The following is a 7228-nucleotide window of genomic DNA, read 5'->3' as shown; positions in this document are numbered from 1 at the left end:
GGCGTGGGGAGTCAGCCGCCCGGGCCGGCGCAGACGTGCTCGGGCGGCCGGAACGAGCGGGCGTCGTCCGCGTCCTCGTCCACCTGGACCCGTATGGTGTCCAACTGCCGCAGCAGCGAGTCGAGATGCTTCCTCGCGGGATCGCGGAAGAACTCCAGGACCGCCCGGTGGAAGGCGTCCCGCAGCTCGGGCGGCATCACGTCCGAGGCGTCGAAACACAGGGTGCGGGCCGGTGAGTTGAGCAGCCCGTCGATCTCCTGCTCGACGGTGTCCGCGGACTCCGTGGCAGGCAGCCCCTTCGTGTCGGGGAACAGCGGACGCACCGCGGGATCCGCCTCGGCCCGCCACAGCTTTCGCCCGGCCGGGCTCGACAGCCGCTCGACCAGCTCCTGGGCGTCCGGGTCGTCGCTGAAGACGGCCGCCATGTCACCGGCCACCTCGAACGCGTCCCGGTTCTCGGCCCGCCCGCGCAGGAACCGCGCCGACGGCTCCACCCGGATGTCGTCGCCCGCGTACACGTACCGGATGAAGGCGCTCTGGTGTTCGTGCGTGCACGCGAAGCCGGGGGAGTTCAGCAGTCCGCGGGGCCCGGCCGGACCGGACGTGCCCTCGTACGACGTGGTCAGCGACTGTTCGACGGAGTCGTCGGAACGGCCGTCGAGCAGTTCCGCCCAGGTCGTCCACGCCCGTACGACGTCGGGGTCGCGCCAGCTGAGCCTGCTCGTGGCCCATTTCTCGTACGGGCCGGTACCCGCCTGGTGGAGCAGGATGTCCTCGATCCAGTCCGTACCGGGCCAGCCCGAGGTGGCCTGCGAGGCGAGTCCCACGCACCACGTCGGATCGTCGCTCGGCGTGCCCTTCTTGCTCCACACCAGGCTCTTCAGGTCGACCTTCAGCGGTACCCAGTAGGTGCGGCGGCTGTTGTCCACCAGGAGTTCCGGCGCCCAGGGGGAGAAGGCGCGTTCGCGGGTCGGCGCGGCGAGCGGCTTCAGCTTGCCGCGGCGGGCGTACTCGGTGAGTTCGCCGATGCTGTTGAGGACCGCCACGTCCGGCGGGGTGTCCGCCTCCAGCTGCGAGACGAGCGTCTCGCGCAGGGAACGGGTGCCCTCGTAGGTGTACGTCCTGCCGGTCCCGTCGTCGAGCCGCTGGAGCGCTGCCTCGAAGGCCTCGCCCTCCTTGCCGGTCCACGGGCCCAGGACGACGAGGGGGTCGGGGGCCTCGGAGGCACAGCCGGGAACCAGGGCGAGCAGACATCCGGCCATCAGCACACGCAGCCCCCGCAGCAGACACACGCCGGGCCCAGCACGCCCGGGGCGGGTCATGAGACGGCTCCCGGGCGGGCGACCACGAGATACTCGCGGCGGTACGCGTGCAGGGCGCCGCCGACGAGACCGGCGGCGAGCAGACCCGCGGGGAGGACGAAGGGCGCGACTCCGTCGAGGAAGGGGAGCCTGCCGTCGGACAGCTTCTCGTCGATACGCGTCTCCAGTACCTCGATGGCCAGGGGATCGGGTCCGTCGAAGGGGCGTTCCTCGGCGATCGTCTCCGTCCGCGGGGAGGTCCGCTCGGCCAGCGCCTCGGCCAGGGGCACGGACCGTGCCTGGGCGTTCTGCGCGAGCATTGCGTCGGCCGCGAGGAGCGGTACGGCGAGCAGCGGCAGGGTGGCCGCCGCCAGCGGAAGGCTGAGCCGGATCCGGAAGCGGCGGCGCAGGAACACCACCGTGCGCCAGAGCCCGACGGCGAGCAGCACGAGGGCGAGAGCGGAGACCACGGCCGCGGTGAGCACGCCCCCGCCCCAGGCGGCCCGTTCCGCGAGCCGTTCGCGCAACTGCCGCTCCAGCGCCGTGACGCGGTCCACGATCGAGGTCGCGCCGGAACCGGTCGACGGCGGACACGGCGGATAGCGGTCCTGCCGGTCGGCGGCGGCGACCGGCTCCGAACAGAGCATGCTGCGCGCGTAGGTCAGTTCGGCGTCCCGCAGCACGGCGTCGTTCGCGTGGCCCTGGGCCCGTCCGATCCACCCCGTGTAGTCGACGACCAGCGCGGACACCACACGCAGCTCCTGCTCCTCGGCGACGGTCAGGGCTCCGCTGCGGGTGACCTGGTTGAGGCTCTGCGTCGCCCGCGCCACCCGGGTGCGGTACCGCTCGCTGAGGCCGCCGAGTTCGGCCGCCCCCGCCACGGAGAGGTTCTTCTCGGCCTCGCCCTGCGCGATGAACAGCGACGCCTTGGCGTTCGAGAGGCCGACCAGCGCGGGGGCCAGCCGGTCCCGCAGATGTGCCGAGTCGTCGCGCACGTCCGTGTACGCCCACCCGAGCGTGCCGAACGCGACCACGAAGAGCAGGGGCAGCGCGATGAGCCGGTCCCGCAGGTACGCGCGGTTGCGGCGGCCGGCGGGCGAGGGCCACAGGTAGCGCCAGAGCCGGCGGGCGAGTTCGGCGACGACGGCCACCGTTCCCCGCGCGGCCCGGCGCGGACGCGCGGGCGGTGGGGCCGGGGGCGGCGCGAGGGCGGCACCCGCGCCCCGGGCCGTACGTCCGCGTCGTGCCGTACCGGTCACTCGCGGGCCGTCCGGGCGTTCTCGCCCTGCGGGTGCTGCGGGTGCTGTGGGTGGTGAGGTTCCTGCGACTCGGGGGATCCCTGGGGCGGTCTTTGCGACCCCTGCGACGGCGTATGGGCGATCGTGCGCAGCCACGCCGTCGCCCTCTTCCCGAGCCACGGGCTGTCCCGGTGGTGCCGGAAGGCGAGCGGGCGGACCGCGTAGGCACGGTCCAGCAGGGTCTCGGCGACGGCCCCGTCCTCGGCGGCGGCGGAACGGGCCGCCTGGTGCGCGAGGGTGAGATAGAGACGGGACAGCTCTCTGCGCAGCCCGGGTTCGTCGGAGGGAAGGCCCAGCCGCGCGTCGGCGCCCGCGGCGAGCCCGGCCAGCCCCGCCGCGTCGATCGCACCCCGGACCAGGGCAACCCGTACCGCCTCCCACACCTCCGCCGTCATACGGACCCGGGCCTGTTCGTCCGTCAGCCCGTGCGCGTGGAACAGCCGGGCCAGCCTCGCCAGCACCTCGCGGAGCCGGTCGGCCGCCTCGTCCGGGCGCTCGGCGGTGCGCACGTGCTCGACCCCGACCCGTACCGCCGCCGTGCGCGCGGCCGTCCGGTGCCGCGAGTGCTGCGGCACCGCGTCCAGGGCCCGTACGGCGTCGTCCCACGCGGGCTCGCCGCCCAGCGCGAGACGGGCCCGCGCCGCGCCGAACGCGGCGGAGCCGAGGGACGGATTGCGCAGCCGGACCGCCTCGTAGAACGTCAGCGCCTCCTGCCAGCGGCCGAGGCGCTCGGCGCAGTAACCGAGGGCCAGCTTCGGCGCGTACTCGCCCGGGATCGCCGCGAAGACCTCGTCGAAGTGGCGCCTGGCCGCCCCGACCCGGTCCTGTCCGAGCGCGAGCAGTCCGCGGTGCCAGTCCAGCCGCCAGTCGTGCGGGGCGTGCTCGGCGCCGATCAGGGTCTCGGCGGACCGCAGTTCCCGCCCGGCGGCCGAGGTGCCCCTCCCGGCGCTGCGCAACCGCAGACGGCAGCGCAGCAGCAGGACCTCCGGGGAGTCCTGCCAGTCCCCGGTGTGCTGCAGCAGCGCCTCGGGAGCCGCGTCGGCCAGCCTGCTCAGCTCGGCGTGATGGAGATCCTGCGGATCGGGCCGGGGCACGGGCAGCCGGCTGGCGACCTCGGCGGGCGACGGCGGCGCGTACGGGGCGGGCGCGTCCGGTGCGGCCCACCGGGTGACCGGCGGTGCCGAACCGAGGGCCGCGTCGAGCGCGTACGGCGACTGGAAGAAGAGCGGGGAGGGCTCGAAGGTCTCCACCCCGGTCCGCAGCGACCGCAACTCCCGGAAGACTCCGCGCAGTTGCTCCTCCATCTCGCGCGCGGTGGCGAACCGTTCGGCCCGTTCGGCGCGGGTGGCGCGGTGCAGCACCCGGGCCAGCGACACCAGACCGAGCCCGTGGGGAGGAGGCGCCGTCATGGGGAGTGTCCCCGGATGCCGGGAGCCGTCGCCCCCGCCCGGTGACTCCCGGGGGCCGGCCGGCGGACCGATCATGTCCAGGCGGCCCAGCTCCGCCAGGTCGCCGGGACAGCGCCCCAGCCCGCTCAGCCTGCGCAGGGTCTCCCCGAGGCTGAACAGGTCGTCCTGGCCGGTCGACTGGCCGCGCGGGCCGACGGTCGGCGCCCGGAAGCCCTCCGTGGTGTGGCCGGGCAGCCCGGCGGAGCGGACGCTCCCCACATCGATGATCTTCGTGGCGGTGCCGTCGTGCATCACGTTGTCCGGCTTGAGGTCGCCGTAGACCTTGCCGGGCCGGTCGGCGTGCAGATGCCCGAGAGCGGCCAGGATCCGTACCCCGTAGGCGAGTACGAACTCGTGGAAGCGGCCCCCGCCGAACTCCTCCGGGTTCACCTGCACCCGGGCCCGTACCTCTTCGAGCGTGAGGCCGTCCACGTACTGCAGCACGAGGAAGTCGCCGACCTCCGGATGGTGCCCGTAGTTGAAGACGCGGATGATGTCGCCGTGGCTGAGATCGACCAGGGCCCGCCGCTCCTGGGCCAGCGCGCCCGAGGAGACCGCCGCCTGCTGCGGGTGGAGGATCTTGATGGCGACCTCGCGGTTGTCGACCTTGGTGTCGAGCGCGAGATAGACCTCGCCCATCCCGCCGTAGCCCAGCGGCCGGATCAGCCGGTACTGCCCCGCGAGCAGCTGCCCCGACGGCAGGGGCAGTTCCTCCCGGTCGCCGCCGTGGGACGCCGCCCGGTCGAGCAGGGTGATCGACGGCAGCAGCACGGGGTCGGGGCTCTCCTCGGGCAGGACGACGTGCGCGGCCCGCAGAATCGGCGAGGAGACCACGAGCGGGCCGAACGACGCACTGGACTCCGGCAGTTCACCGGTCCCCCCGTTGCCCGCTGCCCCCTCCATGCGACCCCAGAATAGACGCGGCGGCTCCGAATGACCCCGTACCGAGGGGGAGATGCTGTGTCGGAGTCGACCGGCGTGTCCACGGGCGGCCGACCTGGGGGAGCCCGGGGAAGCCGCCCGGCGGGTCCGGCGCCGGGCGGGGTGCCGATGCGGCAGGTGTCAGTCGGTGGCCTTCGCGTACTCCTGCGCCATGCCTCCGGCGAAGTCGAACACCACGGTGGGTTCGTCCCCGACGACCCAGGCGTCATGGCCGGGCGGGCAGACGAAGACGTCTCCGGCGCCGACCTCGCCCTCGGCGCCGTCGTCCATCCGGATCCGCATCCGGCCCCGGACGACGTAACCGTTGTGGTGGACCTGGCAGCTCTCGGTGCCCGCGATCGGTCCCACGGACTCGGACCAGCGCCAGCCCGGCTCGAACGTCGCCACGGCGAAGTCGAGCCCGGTGAGGTGCACGGTCTCCAGGTGACCGTGCGGGAAGTCCCGCCGTTCGTCCGGTTTCTCGACCGCCTTGATCTCCATCATGACGGTCCCTCCAATCCAGCGTGTCCAGTGGCCTCGGAGCCCTGTCCTCCTCATCGTCCGCCCGCAAGCCGGGCGCCGCCAATCGGGGGAACGGCCCTGCGGATCGCCCCGCGTCACACCAGGGGGATGACCACCTCGTCCTCGACGGGGGGATCGAGTTCCTGCGGCAGGTTCCCCGTCGCCGAGAAGCAGCGCAGCCGGACGGACTCCGGGGTGACGTCCAGGCGCAGGAAGCACTTGAAGAACGGCGGACTGTACGTCGCCGACCCCGGCGAGAAGAGCTGCGTGTAGGCCTCGCGCACCGGCAGGCGCAGACGCGCCGTGCGGTCGGGGCGGCGGCCCGCGCCCAGCAGGCTCGCGACGAGGCGGGTGCGCGCGGTGACACGGGTGGACCCGGCCCCGGCCCTGGCCCGGGTCGGGGGGATGCCGAGACGTTCGGAGACGACGGCGGTCGCCTGGTCCTCGGTGAGTGTGAAGAAGCGCCGCATCCGCAGCCGGCGCCCGTAGAGGCGGCTGTAGAAGGCCAGCGAGTCGCCGCGCAGCGGATAGCAGCGGAAGTCGCCCTCGGTGACCCCGCCGACGGAGACGCGCGGCATGGTGTGGGTGGCGTGCATGAAGGCTCCGCCGCCACCGGCGACCACGTACTGGATGGTGCGGCCGTCCACGGCCACCGGGTAGCGCTGGTAGTTGTGGATGTCACCGCCTATCGCGGCCACGTAGTGATGGGCGGGATCGCGCACGATGTCGTCGACCGTGCCGCCGCCGTCGATGGGGCAGGGGTGGTGCTCGGCGTCCACGTACAGCGGGGAGCCGGTGACGAGGATCTTGGGGGTGTCGCCCCGGGAGACCTCGCGCAGCCAGCGGCCCTGTTCGGCGTCCACGGTTCCGAGCAGTCCGGTGTCGATGCCTATGATCCGCACCGGGCCCGCGTCGACGGCCCAGTACGGGCCCGGCTGGACGACCTGTTGGGCGGGGGCCGAACGCAACTTCCGCGCCTCCGCCAGGCGTTGTTCGTCGGGGGCGCGCGGCTTGTGCCACAGCAGTGAACGCCACCAGGCCGACGACAGGCGGCGGGGCCGGGGCTGCGGTGGGAGGGGCTGTGCGTCGCAGAAGACGCGCATGAAGCCGTCCAGGTCCTCGTACCAGTCGTGGTTGCCGGGTATCGCGTAGATCGGCGCCTGGTAGTCCTGGTACGGGCGGAAGAACTTCGTGCCGTAGTCGTCGGTGGCGCCGACCGGGTAGATCACGTCGCTGGCGAGCACGGCGAACTCGGTGTCCTGACCGGCCTTCAGGAAGCCCGGCACGACGGCGTACTGGGGTTCGTCGCCCTCGCCGGTGTCCCCTATCACCATGAAGGAGAAGGTGTCCGGGGCGGGGTGTCTGAACACCTTGTCGGGCGGGGCGCCGGCGGCCGTCCGTTGCTCCACCCAGCGTGTGCGGGTGTGGGCCGTCGGGTCGCCGAAGAGGGAGGCGAGCGTGCCGTTGCGGGCGGGCCACAGGGTTTTGGGGTTCACCCAGGACAACTTCTCGGTCCGCTGTGGCATCAGGTGCGTGTACGCGCCGCGTTCGGTGTCGCCCCAGCCTGCGCCGGCCGCGGTGTCGCGTGAGGAGTCGGACATCCGCGAACGTTAACAATGCGGTTGGCGGGGCGGGGGGTTGGGATCTTCGTCTGCGGGCCGACTGTGGCTGGCCGCGCAGTTCCCCGCGCCCCTTAAAGGCAGGGGGTGCGGCCGGTTTCCTTAGGGGCGCGGGGAAC

Annotated in this window: 5 protein-coding genes; all 5 read right to left on the bottom strand. The window is 73.3% G+C overall.

Going from position 1 to position 7228, the window contains the following annotated elements; all coding sequences use genetic code 11:
* Positions 1-11 precede the first annotated feature (11 nt).
* The 5 genes from ACFWGJ_RS39610 to ACFWGJ_RS39590 all read right to left on the bottom strand — a co-directional run bounded on the left by ACFWGJ_RS39610 (position 12) and on the right by ACFWGJ_RS39590 (position 7091).
* Positions 12-1322, bottom strand: coding sequence for an alpha-glucoside ABC transporter substrate-binding protein (locus ACFWGJ_RS39610; RefSeq protein WP_387333813.1), 1311 nt, complete (start codon positions 1320-1322; stop codon positions 12-14).
* Positions 1319-2452, bottom strand: coding sequence for a hypothetical protein (locus ACFWGJ_RS39605; protein WP_387333812.1), 1134 nt, complete (start codon positions 2450-2452; stop codon positions 1319-1321). Before ACFWGJ_RS39605 ends, ACFWGJ_RS39610 begins: the two co-directional genes overlap by 4 nt.
* A gap of 104 nt (positions 2453-2556) precedes the next feature.
* Entirely contained in the window at positions 2557-4950 is a 2394-nt protein-coding gene (locus tag ACFWGJ_RS39600) for a tetratricopeptide repeat protein (protein ID WP_387333811.1), read from the bottom strand.
* A gap of 159 nt (positions 4951-5109) precedes the next feature.
* Entirely contained in the window at positions 5110-5472 is a 363-nt protein-coding gene (locus ACFWGJ_RS39595) for a cupin domain-containing protein (protein ID WP_387333810.1), read from the bottom strand.
* 113 nt (positions 5473-5585) lie between these two features.
* A complete protein-coding gene (locus tag ACFWGJ_RS39590; RefSeq protein ID WP_387333809.1) occupies positions 5586-7091 on the bottom strand; it encodes a metallophosphoesterase family protein in 1506 nt (501 codons plus the stop codon).
* Positions 7092-7228: the final 137 nt, after the last annotated feature.

The organism is Streptomyces sp. NPDC060205, from assembly GCF_042728395.1.
Taxonomy (GTDB): domain Bacteria; phylum Actinomycetota; class Actinomycetes; order Streptomycetales; family Streptomycetaceae; genus Streptomyces.
This window is presented reverse-complemented; position numbering and strand designations above follow the sequence as displayed.

Bases quoted from the DNA above. Each gene is read 5' to 3' on its own strand.
- ACFWGJ_RS39610 (WP_387333813.1), bottom strand. From the start codon at position 1,322: ATGACCCGCCCCGGGCGTGCTGGGCCCGGCGTGTGTCTGCTGCGGGGG.
- ACFWGJ_RS39600 (WP_387333811.1), bottom strand. From the start codon at position 4,950: ATGGAGGGGGCAGCGGGCAACGGGGGGACCGGTGAACTGCCGGAGTCC.
- ACFWGJ_RS39595 (WP_387333810.1), bottom strand. From the start codon at position 5,472: ATGATGGAGATCAAGGCGGTCGAGAAACCGGACGAACGGCGGGACTTC.
- ACFWGJ_RS39590 (WP_387333809.1), bottom strand. From the start codon at position 7,091: ATGTCCGACTCCTCACGCGACACCGCGGCCGGCGCAGGCTGGGGCGAC.